Source organism: Neorhizobium petrolearium (genome assembly GCF_017873175.1).
GTDB lineage: Bacteria > Pseudomonadota > Alphaproteobacteria > Rhizobiales > Rhizobiaceae > Neorhizobium > Neorhizobium petrolearium.
This window is the reverse complement of sequence record NZ_JAGGJW010000029.1, coordinates 1-19,293: the sequence shown is the minus strand read 5'-3', so window position 1 is coordinate 19,293 and position 19,293 is coordinate 1. Positions and strand designations below refer to the sequence as shown.

The window sequence follows — 19,293 nt, the reverse complement described above, 5'->3', positions numbered from 1 at the left end:
TCCAGGAGAGGCCAATGCCCATCACCATTGTCACCCAAGTCGAAATCGAGCCGGAGTGGTTCGATGAGAGCAAGGACTACGTCACGTTCTCGGTCAGACTGGCCTATGACTTCACATATGGCGCCAACGATTTCGATGAAGTGCGAAAGGACGACGAGGCAGGCGCGCTCTTGACGCAGCTTTTGAAGCTCTCGGATCGCACCTCTTACTGCCCATATCGTGTCTATAACGACGCGGACTTTCTAGCCCGCGGCGGCCTGAGAATCGTGAATCAGGGCCAGGACGTTTGGCTTCGGCCAGATCGGTCCCAGGAGATCATCACTGCCCGCAGCGGGCGAACTTCAGACGGTTATCGCGCATGGCTGGACCGAAGATCGCCGCAGGCCTGTCGCGAGCTCGAAGGCTTCGGCCAGTCTCTGCCAGCCGGGGACGAAGTGATGACGACCGCGGACCACCCCCACGTCGTGCATCTGCAGCAAGGCGCCGCTGCCGCCGCGGCGCATGCGCCTCATGAGAGTGGGATCGTCGCCCTGTTGCGCTTCCACAAGCGGGCTTTTTTCTCCGGGCCATATGATTCCCAGATCATCCTCAGAAACATTATTGCCAAACTCAAGGCTCTTTTCGTGCGCCTAGGCAAATACAGCCCAATTCTTGACCAGGGTATCGAATATCTCGGCCGCTGCTGGTTCAATCACCTCAATGACAACAGGCTCGATCTTTGGCGTTGCGACCTGGGTGATGCGTTAAGGGGGTGTGATGAGTTCCGGGTGCTTGACAGACTTCAGCTCAAGCCTGACGAGTTGGAAAAGCTTTCGTGCGAAATACTTCGCGCGGCGCTGATTGAAGCTACCGTCATCCTCCCGTTTGCTCGCGACAAGGACGCGAACGATGACCGTGGGCCTGAGGAGGTGTACGAAGCTGCCATAGACGTTGGCGCCGGCGGCATTTCGATTGAGACATTCCCCCGGCGTCGCAATTCTCTGTTCTTCGAAACCGATCTGATAACGCCGATTGGTGCGCGAAGCGTTTATGCGGCGCGCACGCATACCCCTCGGGCGATGACCGTCGACGAGACAAGCCTCCTGGACGTAACAACCGGCTATTTCCGCGCGCCGAACGGCGACCCGGCGGTTCTGGCCCGCAACAAGCGGCTGGTTGAACGGCAAGCCGCCTCGCAGCTATGGGCGATGCCGGCCATCCTCACGCTTGATCTCCTGGAGTTGCCGACAGCAGAGCGATTTCCCATCAATGTCATGCTGCGCCGATTGGCATGGCAATTCGCCAGCGCAATCAACGCATCGCTCGATACCGTGCAACTCGCTCTGTTTGGAACCTGGCGACCAAACCAGCCTGTCGTCGACGGATCCAACAATCGGGCAGGCCCCCTTCTGGGGGAACTGGTCGTGCGGCTGGAGAGCGCGATCGAGGACCTGCCGACCTCGGAGTTCCTCGACCCAACATTGTTGATAAGGGAACTTCGGAATGTTCTCTATCCGTCTCTGTCTTTTGGCAGCGCTCTTGGTGAATATGCAACGCTTGTTGCCGAGTTGACTGGCTGGAACAAGAAATTTGCCGCAGGTTCAGCCGCATTCGACGAGACCGGGATCTTGGCCGATTTCGTCCAGCTTGCAGAATTCGATTCGAATTTCGAAACCCACAAGCTCGCGTTCGCCCGAAAGCATCTTGGTCTTTCCGCCGACGCCGACACGACGCAGTTCAATGACCTTGACACGGGCTTGCTTGCACCGCTTCGGGATGCCGCGATGGTGGAAATTGGCGAGCTTACCGACCAGCTCCAGTCGGAAAACGGCATCGAGCGACTGTTATGGTCGCTGATCCTGCGCGTTGCCGGGAAGCCGGATCCGGCCTCCGAGACGGAGAAGGTTCGCGGCGCCGCCGAGTTAATCGCCGCCAGGCTCTGGGCCGTTCCGGCGCCGGAGCAGGTCGAAAAAATTGCTGAAGCCGTCGCGGGTTTCAAGGCGGTGCTCGACCAGTCTTTCAACGGGGCTGAGGCGACACGGCAGGCGGCGAGCGCGGTATATGCAGTCAACCTCATGACATTGCCCTTCAGCATCTTCTCGGAGACGTCGCCGGAAGGAGCGCTGATCAGGCGCCTGGAGAGTTCGTTGTTCTTCAGTCGACGGCTGATGTCGATTTCGGCCCAGGGTTCCCTCGATGCCGTGATTTCCGCCCTTCGTCCGAGCAAGGCCGATCCCTTGTCGTCAGCAGGCGACGAACGCAAGAACATCATCTCTGCCCTCGACGCTGCGCTCGTGGAAATAGCTGGGACATTCCAGTCGGACATGACGGGCCACCGCTTCGTGCCAGACTCGGCTCCCATACCTCTACCGATCACGATCGCCGTCGACCAGGATACCAGCGACCTCGATGATTTCGCCAACCGCTTCAACGGTGTCGGCGTGGTCCTGTGCCGCAGCCACTGGGAAGGGGGCCACGAGAAAGAGGATAGCTGGGCCTATGCCGGCCTTGCCGAACTCAAGGTGGCAGGCGGGGCTCTCGAGTCCGATTGGCCGACGATCCTGCCGCAACGAACGGCCGAGGTCGACGGTATGCGTCTGCTTCACGTCGAATATGAGGGCCTGCCCTTCGCCTATTCCGGGTTCGATGCGTTAGCGCGGCCGATCGACCCCATCGGAGACTCCTTGGAGCCGTTCGTGGTCGCCGATGTTCCGGAGCCACAAATCCGAAACATGGAACCTTGGAAATACTTTGCCAGGCTTCCTAGTCTCGCATATGGCTCGCGTTTCACAGTCGTGGGGCATGTCATCACAAAAGGCGGCGTACTGCCCTATGACCTGCGAGAAAAGCAGGAACGCCCTTGGCGCCCTGCCGACACGCCGTTCTTGACCCATGAACCCGACAAAAAATATAAGCAGACGTTCGACTACTTCAGGCGCACTGCTGTCGGCCAAACAAGCATCGTTGAGGCCGTTCGCGGCCGTGAGCGGATCGGTGCGGCGATCGATGATGTTCATCCATTGATCCGTGACTACCCTCGCGTGGGGACAGCCGTTCTCTCAGGGCCGAAGAATGCGACGTCAACGTTCATTGACGTCTTTCGCGATTCCGGGGGGCGGGGCATCGTCCAACTGCCTTTCGATGCCAGCGAAGACGCAATGATTGAACTGGCGGACCTCGCCTGGTGGGGTGACACGGGGGACTTTGAAATTGCAGTGATGAGCGAGGCGAGTGCAGGCCTCACCGTCGATCCGGTTTCAATTGTCTTCAAGCACAGGGTCGCGGGCAGTTTCGCTGAAGCGCAACTGCGTTTTGACATTATCCGATTTGAAACCGCTCCAGGTAAATGGAGCTATCGATTTGCGCCTCAGTTCAATGGGCGAGCCGCGACGGCAGTCGAGATACCGTCCGAAAAAATCGATGCTAGCAAGCGCATCTGGCTGCGGCTCCATGCGACTTCCGACGGGAAGAGTGCGATAACCCTTGCCGATCCGGCACGCAGTTCCGGCAGAGGGATCAATTCAAGGGCGGATGGTGATGCCTTGCTCATGGTTGCTGATAGTGATCAGGGCGTGTGGAAGCGAGACATCAGCGATCCGCTCCGCGCAAAGGTCACCATGCCTCGCGTGGGTTTTCTGGATTTCATGCGCTGGCTCAACAATCCAGCCCTGCGTTCAGCATCTGGAATTTCGGATGCGTTGCGCGAACAACTGCTGGCGATCTACACTGCCCGCCACCGCGACGAGCGCCTTGGCAAGGCACTCGAACGGATGCCCGATCCGGCAGTTTCGAAATTGAGGATCGAGTTCACGCCGCTCGACGGCCTTGCGGCGACGCTCCCTCAACTCGCTGCGGACAAGCGGCCGGCTGCGGACGATGTGGACGTGCCCTCGCTTGGGGACATAAGCTCGACCCATAGGGCGGCGATCAGCAAACTGCAGGGCAAGCTGCATGACGAGGTCGCTGACAGCTATGCGAAGTTTCTCGAAAGCCTGTTGGTGAACTATGAGTTCGACCTTGAGGTGCGCAGCGAGGGCACCCAGTTTAGCGTTCGGCGGAATTCCACGGCCGTCGAGGTGACGATACCCCATGGGATGTCCGGGCGTTTGACCATCAGGCCAATGGTCGCCGAGCAACTGATCGACGACCCGAGTTCCGCAGGCCTGGCTCCGTTTGATGCGCGCATCGTACAGCTCGCCGTGGGAAAGCGCGACGGGCATTATCTGTTCGAAGGCGCTGCAATCAAGGTCGAGGCGGTTTTGGGCGAGTTTGTTCACGCCCAACCGACCGAGCCGTGGCAGAACCTCCCGGCTGCGTGGCGGCAACTCGCCGCGGAGGTGGTACAGACGCGACCCATCGGCAGTTCAAGAAAATACGATCTGGTCGCAAGCGCCGCCGAAATCGGCACGGCCGCCGAAGGGTGGAAGTGGCGGCAAGTCGGGTCTGCCGAGTTGCGCACACAACGCTGGAACTTTTCTGGGCGCCCGGTCTACAATTGGATTGATCCGCGTAAGAGTGCTGGAAAGAGGGGGTCAGGAGGCTCCATCCGGCGTATCAGGTTCGCCGATGACGCGGATCGCCTGCACGGGTTCGAGGCCGAAGCCTTTTTCGATCGCGACGATGAAGATGCTGAGCGGCGGTCCATGGTCGTGTCGCCGCTTCCAGCCGACGCCGTGTTGCAGACATTCGAATGGGAGAAGCCCTCCGCGACCATGTTCCGCCACCGCCTTATCCTCCGCTCCCGATACGCCGGCGCGATGAATCCGTGGGCTCACCGCGCAGTGAATTGCTGGATCAGTGCCGACGAGGAGGCGAGGAACGGAGCGGACGACACACCGGAATCCTGGATCCGCGCCGTGGTGCTCGGGGATCGAGATCATATCGGGCTTTCTCGGCCGCCGTTGCGAGCTCTTATACCGCTCACGCAGCCTGTCGATCAGGTGACGGGCGCCCACGGAAAGGCACCGCCGCCGATTCTTGCGATCATGGAGGAACGACCCTTCAACTACGGCGGCCTCGCCGATCGCGTAAGCTTCGAGGTCTCAACTGGGGTCGGGTATGGTTTTCCGACGACGCAATCGAAGGACAAACGCCGTCCTGCGCCGGAAGAAAAGGTAGAACCGAGAGACATCCGGCGAGAGATCGGCCCCGATGGCCGACTGGATTATTATCCGCTCGATGAAGGAGATGCTCGCGGGATGATCCTCGTGGCCGAGGGACCGGTTGGTCTCACTTTCGATCAGGCATCTGCCCCGAAGCCGGCTTTCCCGAATTCTGCAGTTGTGCTCCACCCCTTCAATATGCTCCGCGCCGACGGAACGATGCCCGGTGGCCTGGAAGAACATTTTCTGGCCCTTGCGACGCGGCGATATCTCGATCATCGCTGGCTTGCGTCTGAAGAAGAACGGACCGAGCCCCATTCGGCAGGAGCCGCGTGGTGGATCGAGCTACCGACAGTCGAAGCAATTGAGCTCATTCATTCTCAACGCGATCCTAAAAGCTCCTATCCGCCGCGCAATGTTTTGAGAATTGCGGGTGACGGCAGGAAGTGGTCCGTCGCTGCATACCGCAAGGCTATCGATCCAACCGTGGCCCTAGATAAAGATCCGCTCCTCTTGAGCGGCGCGCTGAAGGTGCATGCCGCGAAACTTGCCATTTTACATCTGCCGCTGGAACCTGGCCGGTTTTCGCTCTCGGTTTTTGCCGTTCCGGACGGATATGCCGATGTTTCCAGGGGGCTAAACAATCTTCCCGCAATGCTGGCCAGCATCGATTGGTCGCCAGGTCTGGGCGTGCCCACCGGAGATCTCAAGCTCATACTTCCAAAAGGCAGCGGCGAGGCCGCATGGTACAGGGTTGGAGCGAGTCCATCCACAGCACGCACCTGGACGCGGACCGGTCGCGACTTCACCGTGATCGCTGCGCGCACGGCCTCCGGTGAGATGACCGCCTTTGCTGCGGATCAGATCGCAGTCGATTTCACCGATGACGGCACGCCGCTCAGATTTGTGGAGCGGGGTTCCGCCTCGCCTATTTGGTTGCGACCGGTCAAGAGTGCCGAGTCGGAAGCACCTCTCAACGTGCATCGGCATCTAACGGCACTCTTCACCAAAATTCTTGAAGGGCCCGGACGCACCATCGAGCGTTATGCCGGGGCTAGGACGATTTTGGGCAACACAATCGATTTGCCGCCTTTGGCGAAAGGAGGTGCCGATCTTCGAGTGCGTATCGTCGAAATCGAAACGCCCGCCGCGATAGTCTACTGCGCGCCGGTGACCGCTGCAGAGGTCTACCAACTGAGACAGCTCGCGACCGGCTATTTCGATCGAGAAGCGATAGGCAAAGGTGGCGATCTCTCCGATCTGAGCTTCTTCGTCCGCTTTGCCGCGACCGCCTCGCAACGGGAGAAGATTACGACTGCCGAAATCTCGTTGGCACTGCCCGGTTCCGAAGAAGAAGCCAGCGGCAAACACGATCTGCGCGATCTGACGCCTGACAAATCCGGCCCGATCAACTGCAGCAAAATCAGATCCAACGTACCGATCCGCGGATTGCTAATAGCGCTGCGGACCGATGGCAGGAAACTGAGCTGGCATTACCGGACATTGCACGACGACGGGACCTTGTCCAAGGAGTTCGATCTGCCTGATCCCACATCGGTAACGGCGCAAAATGCAAAGCGCAGCCCAGGTCTCCTTCTCGCCGTCGAAGTTCAAGGCGTCGGTGGCGAGATATGGGCGGACGTTTCGATGCTGAGCGGCAGTCACCTCGAGTTTGATTTCGATTGGCTTTTCAGTTCGGATCAGACTGATGCCTCGGTCGCTCTCCGACCAGAATCGATGACGATGGCCCCGGAAGCAGAGGCACGCATTATTGCCGTATCGCCCCCGGTTCCGCTCCGCAGTGATGGAGCTCGAGGGCATCGGTCGGACGGCGATCGGATAAGGCGTGAAAAGGCTCTGGAGACAGCAGAGGAGCTCTAAAATGGAGGATACGAATGCCAACTCGCGCTAAAACCGCAACATGCGAGGCGGACTTGCGGAAGGTTCAATCACCTGCCGTCGCCTTCGAGACGTTTAGTCAAAAAAACTAGGTATCCGAATCGTGAGATCGGACAAAACGGAGAGGAAGCAAATGCCAGAGAGACAGAAGAAGTCAGTATCTCGCAAAGCGATTCTAACGCTGGAGAACCAATCTAGCGATGCCAGGCCCGACGGGTTGGCAATCGTAACGCAAGCCTTGCAGGCGCTAGAGGTTCTCTCTCGTCTTGAGTTGGCGGGAGGAGCTCCAGCAAACAGCGTGGCGTTACGGCGCAAGCTTGAGGGCGTATGCCACGCATTTGTCGACGGGCGCATCGGGATCTTTGCTAAGACCCCAAGCGGGGCGAATTGGGTTAACCAGTTTCCTGGAAGCACCTCGACTTCCGATTTGGATGCCGCATTCCGGACGGGGGTGAATTCTTTTATAGCGGCGATGCGCTCTGCCGGGGCCACGGTCTCAATAGGTACCACGCTTCGACCAGTAGAGCGCGCATATCTGATGCACTATTCATGGCGCATTGCGAAGAAAGAGATCGACCCGGCGAACGTTCCAGCTCTTGCGGGCGTCGATATCGAGTGGGTGCATGGCACCCTTGCTGCGTCGCGACAGGCCGCTCAAGACATGGTGGACGGCTATCAGATCGTCGCTAAGCCCGCGTATCCAACCAAGCATTCTGACGGTACGGCGATCGACATGACGATCAGTTGGACCGGAACCCTGGCGATTGTTGACAACAATGGCACTTCGACTTCCATAACGACTACGCCACGCACTGGCATGAACACCGACTTGGCCGTCGTCGGCGCCACTTACGCCGTCATCAAAGCAACCTTCTCCGGTGATCCGCCGCACTGGTCTGACGATGGACACTAACGAATACTGTCGGTCTCCATGTTTTTGCTCATGTATTTCACGCGAAAATCTCGGTAACCATCGGAGAAATGCGGTATCAGGCTGCGGACTTCGTTCTCTTCTTATCTAACATTGCGCGCACGAACTTATCCGATTTCGATACTCCGACTCGCTTTTCGGACATGTAGTACCAACGATCGCAATGCTTCGAGCTGACGTCCTGTAGGGCGTGATTTTTTGTGATTCAACACTGAAGTTTGCCCCCTTTCGGCGCCGAAGACTGATCCTGGCTGTGCGCCCCACCACTCGGGGTTTGTGTAGAATATTTTTAGTCACACCGGGGGTCGGCGTCGGACGCCTATGGTAGGGTCAAGCGCCGTGCCGGAACACATACAGTGTGGGAACGGATGGGTAGGCGTGACATGGCGACCGATAACTATAAAGCTGTAAGCAAATTCAAGCTGGCTAACCTTATGCCCGGTGACATCCTGTTTAGCACCGATCCAGAGGGACGCGAATCAAAAGCCATCCGGACTGCCACCGGTAGCCCGTTCAGTCACGCCGCGATTTACAGAGGTGAATTGAACTTCCTGGAAGCGGCCGACTACGGGGTGATCAATTTCAATTACTTCCGGTTCGGCATAACATCGAAATCGAACGTAGCCGTCTATCGATTGAGACCCACGGAAGAAGCGGAAGCCTTAGCTGCCAAGGCATCAACGGCTGTTGAGAAATACCGTCAGCTCGACTACTGGACGCCGGGCGCGGTGATGTCAGCGTTCAAGATGCTACGCAGACTGGGAGCGCGGACCGGATTATGGCTGCCAGCTAGAGAGAAGGGCTTTTTTTGCTCTTATCTGGTCTCACAGTCTTATGACGACGTGGGGCTCGAATTATGCCCGGGCCTTAGGCCACATGAGATTCATCCGGGCGACCTTCTCAAATCCCCCTATCTGGAAGATGTGTCCCACAAGACAATCGTTGATCTTCCGTCTTGGGACACGCGCGTCGATGTCCTCGACGGCCATAGTCGCGACTCCCCATTCCAACGCTACACGGCTGCCCGAAGACATATTCTGACGGATATCCAGAAGCTGATGGCGGACTTTGGCCTGGCGAAGCCGGCGACGCTGGACGACGTTCTGCAAATTATCATGTTGGACGAAGATGCTGAGCGGCAGATGTCTGTCGACGGTAAGGTCAGCAAGCAGCTCGAGAAGAGTGGCTTCGCGGCACTAACATTAGCGTACACGTCTAACATTGAGGGTGACGAAGCTGGGACGATAAACGGGGTCGCCTATTCGGAACTGCGACTTGACGTTCTTAAGGCAACAATCGCGAACTACGAATTCCTCAAGCAAAAATGGGAAATACGCCTGGGTGACGTGGAAGGGGAACGCGCGGCGGGAACGGCGCTGCGAGAAAACATCCCGCTCGAAATCCTCGGCGTGTGGGATAGGCATCTGGAAAACTTAGGAACAGCGCTCGAAAATGCTCTTTGTTTGTTGGAGGTGACGGTCAAGCATCTCAATGCAGAACTAAGTAAACGCGAAGCGTGATCTATCCACGTAGATGCGCCGGTCAGCCAACGAAGCAGCCATGTCACCGACTGCACGAACAATGATTGCTTTGACAGTCTGCGGTGTCGCCAGCTGCAAGTCGGCTGACGGCCCAAGTCAGTCATGGACCGACAGAGAGCGATTAACACGTTAGCAGTCAGCGTGCCCGGGAAACAGGCCGGTTGAATGATCCACGACCGTCTAGTCGATAGGAAATTATTCCGCCGCGAGGAGCCGTCACGTCCCGTATTCGCGTAAATTCTTTAATAAGGCCGGAGTATCTGCATTCTTGCGTCAAGCTGCGGTCTTCAGCCAATTCCGAGCCAGCATCGCTCGCACGAACTTATCCCACTTCGCCATGCCTGCGCGCTTCTCTGGCATATAATTCCAGCGGTCGTAATTCTTCGAACTGACATCCTGGAGGGCATGATTCTGAAGCCGATCACGGATCTCCTTCGGGACGCCCGCCTTGCCGGCGAGCGTCTTGAACGTCCGACGCAGATCGCGATTTGTAGCATGCGGGATGACGCCGCGATCACGCTGGCGCCAGACAAAGCTGTAAAGCGTTGCATGGCTGACTGGGATGGAGGGATCCTTCGCCGAGGGAAAGTACCAGCCGTGCTCGTTCGGCTTGATCGACTCGATCAGCTCGGCCGCAAGCGATGGAACTGGGACGGCGTGTGGCTGAAGGTTCTTGGTCTTCGACCAGTCAATGATCCGCTCTTTCGCATCCCACTGGTCGACATGCAGGCGAGCGATTTCCTCGACGCGTTGGCCGGTCAGCATGATGAGCTGCACAGCGCGGGGGTAGGGGGGGATGAACAGGGGTGTCCGGGCATTCAAGCCAGCGATAGAGCCGTACGAACTCGTCTTCGCTAAGCCAGCGAGTTCCCTGGACCTTGGGTTCCGTTGGAATACCCGAAGCAGGATTGTAAGGAATGCGGAAGCGGCGAGGGGAGGTGTTGCGATAGTCGTTGTCGACTTCATTCCCCAGCTGTAGGCCGCATGAATGTAGCCTCGAACCTGGTCCGCCTTCGATCGAGCGCCGCGCTCGTAGATCGGCCGGATCAGTTCTACAAGTTCCTCAGCCTCAATATCGCGAGCAAGCCGATTGCGTCCAAGCGTGTCGGCGATTCTGTTGAGGCCCTTTTCCGTTTCCTTCCAGGACGGCTTCCCGATTGCGAGGTTTTTGATTGCTCGACCCCGGTGCGACGGTGCAAGCGTGGCAGGACGCTGGCGCAGATATCGCGTCGTTACGCGATCAATTTCGCTATTCGCACCCATTCCGCAGTGGGCGACTCCGCCTTAACGCACGTTGGGATTGCAATGGCTAGAAGATCGGTTTTGAGTATTGTTGGGACTAAAAGATTCGGGCGCATCATGAGCAAGATCGATAGTGTTTTCGAGGCTGAATGGCCAATCAATCCGGAAGGCCCATGGCCTTACAGGATTTTGTCGGAAGCTTTTCTGAAAAGAGCTTTCTTTTCGGCGCTCCCGCTAAAGACCGATACTTCGGCGGTCGTCGTGCGGAAAGCCTTAAAGGTTTTCTTGAAGCGCGTCTTACCAAACTATCGTAAGCTCACCGTTGCGAATGATACCCTTGAGGGATCTGATCAAGACCAACTGCTTGTGCGTGCCGTATGCGACCATCCACGCGCAAGGTCCCGTATCTTCGAACTTGAACTGCAAAAGCAGCGTGAGACCCCGCGTTTTGGCCGAATGCAGCCCAATGTTGCGCGGACGCGTATAAATCAGGATATGGCTAGCCTGCTGTGGGGCGCGCTCTTGGCGGATGCCGAGAATGTCGCCGTCCGGGACTGGATATTCAATCTATGCGACGTCGCGACTGGTTCAGGGGAACGATACTTCCTGACGGCGGCCCGTCTTCGGGGTGCCGGACCGTCTGATCAGTGGCCCTGCAATGCGCGCGGCGAGCTGTTTGCCCAGATCGTCGTGTTGATGGCAGCCAAGCTCTCTGTGGACGATGCGTTGGCCCTTTTTAACGAGGCCGCCGCTCACGGTAGCGAATATTTCCGGCATCTTGAAACGTCGGCCACGATCGAGTCCCTCCCTGTCGCTCGACATGAGTTTGCGCCTCCACACCTTGACGATGCAGTTGCACCTCCGTCGGTTCCCGCAACGCTTTCGATTGGCGAGAGATCCCAGGCGCTGCTGGACAAGCTCGACCAATCGGAAGCTGATTTCAAACTGGCTGAGCTGGAACTAGCATCCTGCGCGATAGGGGATATTTCAAAGCTATCCGAGCTCAATGATCGCGACTACGAGGAAGCAATCAGGTTCGTGACCCAGGTCAGGGCAGCTCGCGCGGCCGTCAAGGCACTAACGGAGGAGTGCTCGCGGGAGACGGAGCGGCTGCTTGCCGAAAGTGCCAAGCAGGTCGGCCTGGTGGCGTCGGGGATCGTGCTGCCCGCTGGGTCCATTAGCGAGCGTCTCAGGCAGGCGGACCGTGTCCGATCACTCGTGGAGGCAAACGCGGTCATCGGCCCGGCGGTCCTCGATGCATGGCGTGAGGATCTCGGTAGCCAGGCCGCGACAATCGACGACGTTGGACAACTGGCCGTTTTGGCCGCTCACCATTTGAGAAAGCAGGAATTTCGTGCACGGTTTGGACATGAGGTCAGGGAATATTGTCGCAGGCAACCTTCGGGGTCGCTTATTCAGGGCTGGCTGCAAGAACTGAGCACGGAGGAGATAGCAGCCCTCGGCGCAGCTTTCCCTGCGGATAGCATGCTTCCGTTGAGGTCCATTCTGCTGAGATTGATGAGCGAGAAGAATGGTGACGAAGCCGCCTACGAGATTCGGCTGCTCGCCGGTAAGGAAACGACGGTTCGCCGCGATCTCCTTCGCTTTCTTGACTCCGCAACTTCGGCATTCGACGGCGAGCCGATTGTGCGGAGGGTGATGGCCCTGGAGAAATTCCGGGACGCGGTCTTCTTTGGACCCCTAGCACAGGTGTCCGACCCCGCATCGGGCCTTAGCGACGTGAACGTGGTCGGACGGACGGTACATGAGCTATCCCTTTTGCTCAGTGAACACCTCGACATCGTGAGCAGCGTGGACGACCTGCGGGGTGTTCTCGCGGGGCCTGCTAGCACTCAGGACACCTTCGGTGCCCTGAAGCAATTCACTAATACGCCGATCATGATGACTGGGATCTATAGAAAGCTTCGCGAGACGGCGCGTGACGTTCTCTTTGCGCCGCTATGCTTGCCATTGAGGCCTAATCTAACAGTGATGGCGAGCACACTCGCCGACGTGAAATCGGGAAAAGCGGTTGAGGAGATCATCGCCACGGTATCCCGAACCGTGGGAGGGAGGGTTGAGGGGCGTCATCGTAGTCAGCTTGAGCGTTACATGTCGCAAGGCGCTGTCTTTCTAGAGCGTTTGACGAGCGAGGGTGGCGGGGGCGGGAAACTCGGCTCGCGACACGTCGCATTTCGCCGAAAGCTGGAAAGGCTTTTGGCGCAGCTTCGCAGATCCGGCGCCGCTGGATCGATCGAGTGGTTCGAGGCGAACGTTCACTTGATGCTCACGGGAATGGAGTCGCCATCCGAGTATCTCACCCTCATCGGCGACGCCGAGCCATTTTTCACGAGGGAGTGGGGCGATTCTGATAGTCACTGGGCTCGCGTTTATCTCGAACTGGCGGAATTCCATGACGACCGACGCCTCACCGGCTTGGAGGTGACCTGCGCCCTATTATGGTGGCTTTCCCAAGATCGTTTGCCCACGAAGGATGAAATCGTCACCCAATTGATAGTGAACGGAAAGTATGCGAGCGCCCTTTCCACGATACAGGAGTTCGGCGATCAGGTCGACGTCCAGTCTCTTCTAGGTTTACTGAGCAAGGAAACAAGTGGCCAGAAGGGTGAGGCGTTGGAGCGCCTGCGGCTCCTTCGCGCTCTGGCCAAGGAGTTGGATTTCGCCGACGGCTCCATATTGGATCAAGTCCAGGAAGCCATCGAAAACCTTGACTTTGACGCGGCTCGCGAGCGCGGCGATCACGCGGAGCTGATGTTGTATGAGGCTCAATCGCTGGAGCGGCCAGCGTTGGAAAGCGAGTCGGACTCCAGCAGGCGCGGACAACTCACCAGGCTTCTTTTAAAAGCTGGCGTTACGGTCTTCGAGGACCGGTCTCCCATCTACGACCTCGAACTCCAATGGACCGAGGAACTCAAGCGGCGGACACCTAATCGAACTCATATACTATTAGCGGAGAGTACTTTCGCGAGCACATCGAATGTTATATCCGAAGTGGCCGCCGAACTAGCAGTATTTGAAGATCTGATAAAAGACCCGGATACTTGGTTGCCGTCAAGGACAGCCGATTTGTTTTCGGAAATGCTTGAGCCGTCCGCCTCCAAGCTCCGTACCTGGATCGAGTCGTCCCCGGCTTTTTCCCTCGCAGCCAAAAATGCGCTCCCAATTCTCATACGATGGTATCTTAAATTCTTCATCGAGATCGCTCGGACGCTGAACGCCAATGGAGACGAGGAACCGGATGGCGTTTTGGAGCGCGTCTACGAGATCTCGGACATCATTGGGTCCTCGGGTGAGCCGATCAACTGCATAGCGCGTCTAACCGAGATCGGAGAAGTATTCGCAAATGAGTCCGCGGAAAGTTCGCCCGCCCTCGATGGCGACCTGATCGACGTGGATGAGCCGGAAGAAGCATTCCCGGCCAAGGGCACTTCCGAGGAGGTCGGTTCCGACAGGACGTTGGCCTCGACCTGGATGTCCAAGGTCGGAGAGGCGATGATCGGTCAGGAATGGGAAACAATCCTTGAACTGACGGCCGCCAGTCCGACGGTTGAGCATTCGCATTACTTCGCCGAGCTGGCTAGGTTGATCATCGCCGCTGATGAAGGCTCGACCCCGCAGATTTCGAGTGAAGTAGCGGAAGTAAGTTCATTGTTGTCATCGGACGAGTTGCGTTTCATTCCTCGGGCCATTCGCGCCGAGATCGCTTACCGGATCGTCTGTGTTGCCCTGGAACTTCGGCGCAAACCCGACGGCGGCCCGTGGGCGGATGTCTTGGTGAACCGCCCCGACGCAGTCAAGAATATCTCGCAACTTTCCGGCAACGGTCGACGAGCGGTGGAAAACTTGCTCAAAGGCAGCCTTGGTATGGAGCTGGCCGAGAAACTTTGGGATGCCGCGACGAATACAGGTGAACCCCAAGCTATTCGCACGCCACTGCTGTTTTTCCTTTACGAGCGCTCCTCTGAGCTGGTGCTCAAGCTGGCGCAGAAGCATGAACCGCCTTTGCGCGACAAGCTGGAGCAACTTTTCGAGATCAGGTCGGTAGCGGTAACCCGTGGTGACCTCGTCCCCGTGGCTCAGTCGCTCGCGGCGCAGACCGCCCAACAGGCGAAGGCCGGGCCGTTCCGCAATTTCATTCGAGGTCTGCCATCCGCGCACACGGTGGAACAGCCCAAGTTGATCGCCACGACCGATGAGCAGCTTTCGTTCCGACTCGAGAACGGGCGCCCAACGCGCGTTGAGTTGCCTATAACCATAGAGCCTCGTGGCTTGGTGCCGGAGGTGCTGAGCGTAACGCTTTTCCAGGAGGATGATGTCACCTTCGCCGATGGCAGCAGACGAATGGATCTCACGAAGCAGCCTGTGTATTTTGCTGCGGATTATTTAGTACCGATGAAGCTAGGTGCTAGCTGGACGAAAGCTGGCTCGGTGCCAGTCCGGGAGTTGCTCCGCATGCGCGTTGGAGCCAAGACCCTCACCGGCGACGTCATACACACGGACATCGCATGCCAAGTATCCCAGCAGGAACGCGGACGGGGAGGCGGCCATTCGCTCGACAACTCGTCGCTCTGGGAGATCTATCCAGGGGTTGGAAGTCAGCCCGCGAAGGACGAGGAGTTCATAGGCCGCCTAACGGAGATCGAGCAGCTTCGGACCGTCCTTGTTTCGAGTAAAAAACCTAGTCCAGTTCTGCTCACGGGCATGCGGCGCGTGGGCAAAACCTCGCTTCTTCAAGAATTCCACAAGTCGTATAAGCAACCGAATGGCCCCAATGCTGTCACTGTTTACCTTTCGATCGCTGAAAAACGATCGGCTTTTATGGACAAGAACAAGGACGTGTCGAGTACTATGTTCTCGGCGATAGTGAACGTTCTCGCGAAGCGAGTTTCGCTTGGCGATAAAAATCACGACGTCGTCGCCAAGCTTCAATCGAAGTTGTGTTGCGACTGGCACGCGGTTCGGGCGAAGCTGCAAGAGTGCTACGACAAGGATAGCTTCGCGGAATCACTCGTTTATCTGAGTGAGAAGCTTCTCGAGTGGTTGGGAGGAGCAAGCAAGCGCATCATTTACCTAGTTGACGAAGCCGAAACTCTTGTCGTTCCCTATCAAGCAGGAGGCACGAAGCGCACGGAGCTCGAGCAATTCCTGCAAAGCCTGCGGGAGGTATCACAGGCATCCGAGAACATCGGGATAGTTTTGTCCGGAAGCAATCACATCGATGTTTTCGCGAGGGAATACAAGAACGCATTCTTTGGAAGCTGCTTCTCCATCAACCTCCAAGGCTTGGAGGATTTTGGCGATTGCTCCCACATCATCGCGCCCCAAAGAGTTAAGCCCTTCGTGCAGTTTGATCAGGCCGCGATAGAGTACGCCGCGCAGATCTCCGCTGGGATGCCGCTGTTCATGTGGCAGCTGGGGGCGGCGACCGCGGCACTCGTACGTAGCGGACGGGCAACCAAAACGGACGTGCGACGCGCTGTTCAAGCGCTCGTTCTCGATGATGGCGTGACCTTACCGTTCAAGGCCTACGAGATACTGGAACCTTTGGAGCATATGCTGGGGCTTCGGCCTGAGCCTGAGCCAGACCTCCTGTGGATGCTTCTCTACCGGGTAGCGAATTCGACTTCATTGATGGCGCCCGAGGCCAACGTTGGCTTCATCCTCGATCAAACGTTGCTTGGCGTGAGGGATAAGGACGTATGGCGCCAGCATCTGGTGGATCTGGCAGAGATCGGCATCCTGGAAATCCCGAGACCCGGCGAGTATCGCTTCAAAATTCCGATCTTCGCGGAAGGTTTTCGTGCTCCGAAGCAATGGGGTGAATTTACCCTGCGTCATCAGAGAGCAACGATATGAGATCGAATTGCGATTGGTTCATCGAGCGGGCGACGTCCACCTGGAAAGCGTCCCCCGGTAGGTCTTTCCTGGTTTTATCTCCTCATGGGATCTCCGAGCCAAGGTTGGCTGACCTACTCAAGCAGGCCATGGAAATGTCATTCGTTGTTCCGGGAAAATTCTCCAATACGCGGCCGGTGGTTCTTCGAATTTCCCCGGACACAACCTCATCAAGCAGGCATTTCGTGAAACGCATCGGCCTCCTCTTGGGAAGGGCATGCGCCGTCACTTTGGATGCTGGAGGATTGGAGGATCCAAGCGACTACTTACTTGCGCTCGTGGAACTGGCCTTGGAGATGGGTGTCTATCCGATACTCATCATAGAGCGGTTTCATGCATTCGTGGATATCGTGGACGATCACCTGTTATCGACGCTATCGACTCTTCGATCATTGGAGCATGAGTTCCAGATAACCACGATTGCCATTTCACCCATTTCGTACGCGCAAATGCGAAAGCAAATGGCCCCGACATCCGCCTTCGTCAGCTCTTCATACGGGGATAACCACGACAGAGCGGTTCCAACGCCGCTCAGCAAGGACGATTTTGTGGCAGGTGCGACCTTACGCGGTCTTAAGGCAGGGGATGCGCACAAACTCCATCAATTGGGCGGTGGACCGGATCTCTTTTACGAACGTCTTATCGAGGCCAAACTGCGGGGTGGGGACGACGTGATCGGTGCGACGTTGGCGAGCTTAGGCGATCACGTAGCCACATTCATGAAGCGGTCGTTTTCCGAGATAATGGATGGACCGGGAGAGATACTTGCCCGGTTGGGACTGGGCGCACTCACGCTCGCCGACCAGAGCTTGCTACAATCAAATGCCCTGAGGGCATTCGTAGTCAAGGAAACCGACACGGGACCGGTGGCTTCCACGCCCATTTTGGCGCGTTGGGCTATCATGAATGGTCAGCCCGAATGGAGGGCGTACGAGCTTTCGATGGAGGCGCTGCACGCAAGGGAATATGATCGTGCCGCCGCATGCCTGTCTGGAATGCGTCACGGCCATCCACGTCTGAAATGCTTCGCAGATGTAGTCAACTTGCTCGCCACGCTTGGTAAGGGTGTTGATAACGGGATGCTGTCCGTTGAGTGGGGCCGCGTGGGAGGGAGTGCCACCCTGGTGGCGGCAAGCGAGTATGCACCTCGGAACGTCAGAGATTGGGCTCGTCAGCTCGAGACATACTCCAAGATGATCGCTGCGGCCTTTAGCAAGGGCGAGAGGGTGCAACTCGACAAATTGACGGTGCTAGCGGGCGATCCGTTACACGAGAAACTACTCATCTTCTTAGTATCGGCCTTTATTCAAAAGGCGAAACGTCTTGCGTCTCCAACTGCGAAAGTCAAAGCGTTGGCTACGGTCCCTGAGGCGATTATGCAGGCTATCGCCGCCGCGAGATGCGGCATCAGATATACCTCTGCTCCAGAGCTCGATCCGAGCTTGCCGTACGCGGATTTCTTCGCTGGCCCAGGAAAATTTAGGGTGCCCGAGGTTGGAACAAAGCTGGACTTGACAGCGCTCCTTGTCGTCGTTTCAGCCGCGATCCGGGGCAAAGGCCCCGACACAATATTGTCCGACCAGACAAAGGTTGCCAGGATCCAGTCAAAGCTCGTGCAACATGTGCGCAATCCCTATGCGCATACGGAGGCGGTATACGATGAGCAGGACGCTAAATATTTGATCGAAGTTTCGGACGATCTGATGACAGCATGGAAGGCCGGTGCTTCGGTCCCGACTACAGCGAACCCCTTATCGGAGGCGGCCCCGACTGCCAATGATCTAATCGGATTGCTTTACGGTGACTTAGCAATCGATGGCCAACCTGGCGACAGCTAGAGGTGACAGCGGGCTTATTCAACAGGCTGGTTGTATGGTCGACTACCATGTAGGTGACGAGGGATGACTTCGCCGCAAGGAGTGATGACAGCCCGAAACGTTTGCACTCCCGCTTTCGCGTAACTTCCTCAAAGCATGTCGCAAATGTCTGTATTCTTGGTCATGCTGCGGTCTTCAGCGGCTTCCGAGCCAGCATCGCTCGCACGAACTTATCCCACTTCGCCATGCCGGCTCGCTTCTCTGGCATGTAATTCCAGCGGTCGTAATTCTTCGAACTGACATCCTGGAGGGCATGGTTCTGAAGCCGATCACGAATTTCTTTCGAAACGCCCGCCTTGCCGGCGAGCGTCTTGAACGTTCGGCGGAGATCCCGGTTCGTGGCGTGCGGGATGACGCCGCGATCACGCTGGCGCCAGACGAAGCTGTAAAGCGTGGCGTGGCTGACAGGCTTCGATGGATCCTTCGCTGATGGGAAAAACCAGCCGTATGCGTTCGGCTTGATCGATTCGATGAGCTCGGCCGCAAGCGATGGAACCGGGACGGCGTGCGGCTGAAGATTCTTGGTCTTCGACCAGTCAATGATCCGCTCCTTCGCATCCCACTGGTCGACATGCAGGCGAGCGATTTCCTCGACGCGTTGGCCTGTCAGCATGATGAGCTGCACAGCGCGGGGGTAGGAGGGATGAACAGGGGTGTCCGGGCATTCAAGCCAGCGATAGAGCCGTACGAACTCGTCTTCGCTAAGCCAGCGAGTTCCCTGGACCTTGGGTTCCGTTGGAATACCCGAAGCAGGATTGTAAGGAATGCGGAAGCGGCGAGGGGAGGTGTTGCGATAGTCGTTGTCG

At 57.5% G+C, this 19,293-nt stretch carries 6 protein-coding genes and 2 pseudogenes; 5 read left to right on the top strand and 3 right to left on the bottom strand.

All coding sequences use genetic code 11. The features are described 5' to 3' along the window. The first annotated feature begins 14 nt into the window (after positions 1 to 14). Both J2046_RS32125 and J2046_RS32120 read left to right on the top strand, forming a co-directional pair. A complete protein-coding gene (locus tag J2046_RS32125) occupies positions 15 to 6,962 on the top strand; it encodes a hypothetical protein (RefSeq protein ID WP_210058743.1) in 6,948 nt (2,315 codons plus the stop codon). Between the two features lie 151 nt (positions 6,963 to 7,113). Then, a complete protein-coding gene (locus J2046_RS32120) occupies positions 7,114 to 7,893 on the top strand; it encodes a hypothetical protein (protein WP_210058742.1) in 780 nt (259 codons plus the stop codon). A gap of 76 nt (positions 7,894 to 7,969) precedes the next feature. Here the strand turns inward: J2046_RS32120 and J2046_RS34050 are convergent. Then, positions 7,970 to 8,110, bottom strand: a pseudogene (locus tag J2046_RS34050) (site-specific integrase); the annotation flags it as partial. A 184-nt stretch (positions 8,111 to 8,294) separates the two neighbouring features. Here J2046_RS34050 and J2046_RS32115 point away from each other — a divergent pair. Continuing rightward, positions 8,295 to 9,431, top strand: coding sequence for a C40 family peptidase (locus J2046_RS32115; RefSeq protein WP_210058741.1), 1,137 nt, complete (start codon positions 8,295 to 8,297; stop codon positions 9,429 to 9,431). Between the two features lie 294 nt (positions 9,432 to 9,725). Here the strand turns inward: J2046_RS32115 and J2046_RS32110 are convergent. Continuing rightward, a pseudogene (locus J2046_RS32110) lies at positions 9,726 to 10,664 on the bottom strand (tyrosine-type recombinase/integrase); the annotation flags it as partial. 147 nt (positions 10,665 to 10,811) lie between these two features. On the opposite strand from J2046_RS32110, the gene J2046_RS32105 reads away from it, so the two are divergent. Together J2046_RS32105 and J2046_RS32100 are read left to right on the top strand one after the other, a co-directional pair. Then, positions 10,812 to 16,571 (top strand): ATP-binding protein, encoded by a 5,760-nt coding sequence (locus J2046_RS32105; RefSeq protein WP_210058739.1) that lies wholly within the window; start codon positions 10,812 to 10,814, stop codon positions 16,569 to 16,571. Between the two features lie 104 nt (positions 16,572 to 16,675). After that, positions 16,676 to 18,448: a hypothetical protein gene (locus J2046_RS32100; RefSeq protein ID WP_210058737.1), complete on the top strand. Its 1,773-nt coding sequence runs from the start codon at positions 16,676 to 16,678 to the stop codon at positions 18,446 to 18,448. 160 nt (positions 18,449 to 18,608) lie between these two features. Here J2046_RS32100 and J2046_RS32095 read toward each other — a convergent pair. Further along, positions 18,609 to 19,293: site-specific integrase (locus J2046_RS32095; protein WP_210058735.1), on the bottom strand; the 685-nt coding region annotated here is incomplete at its 5' end.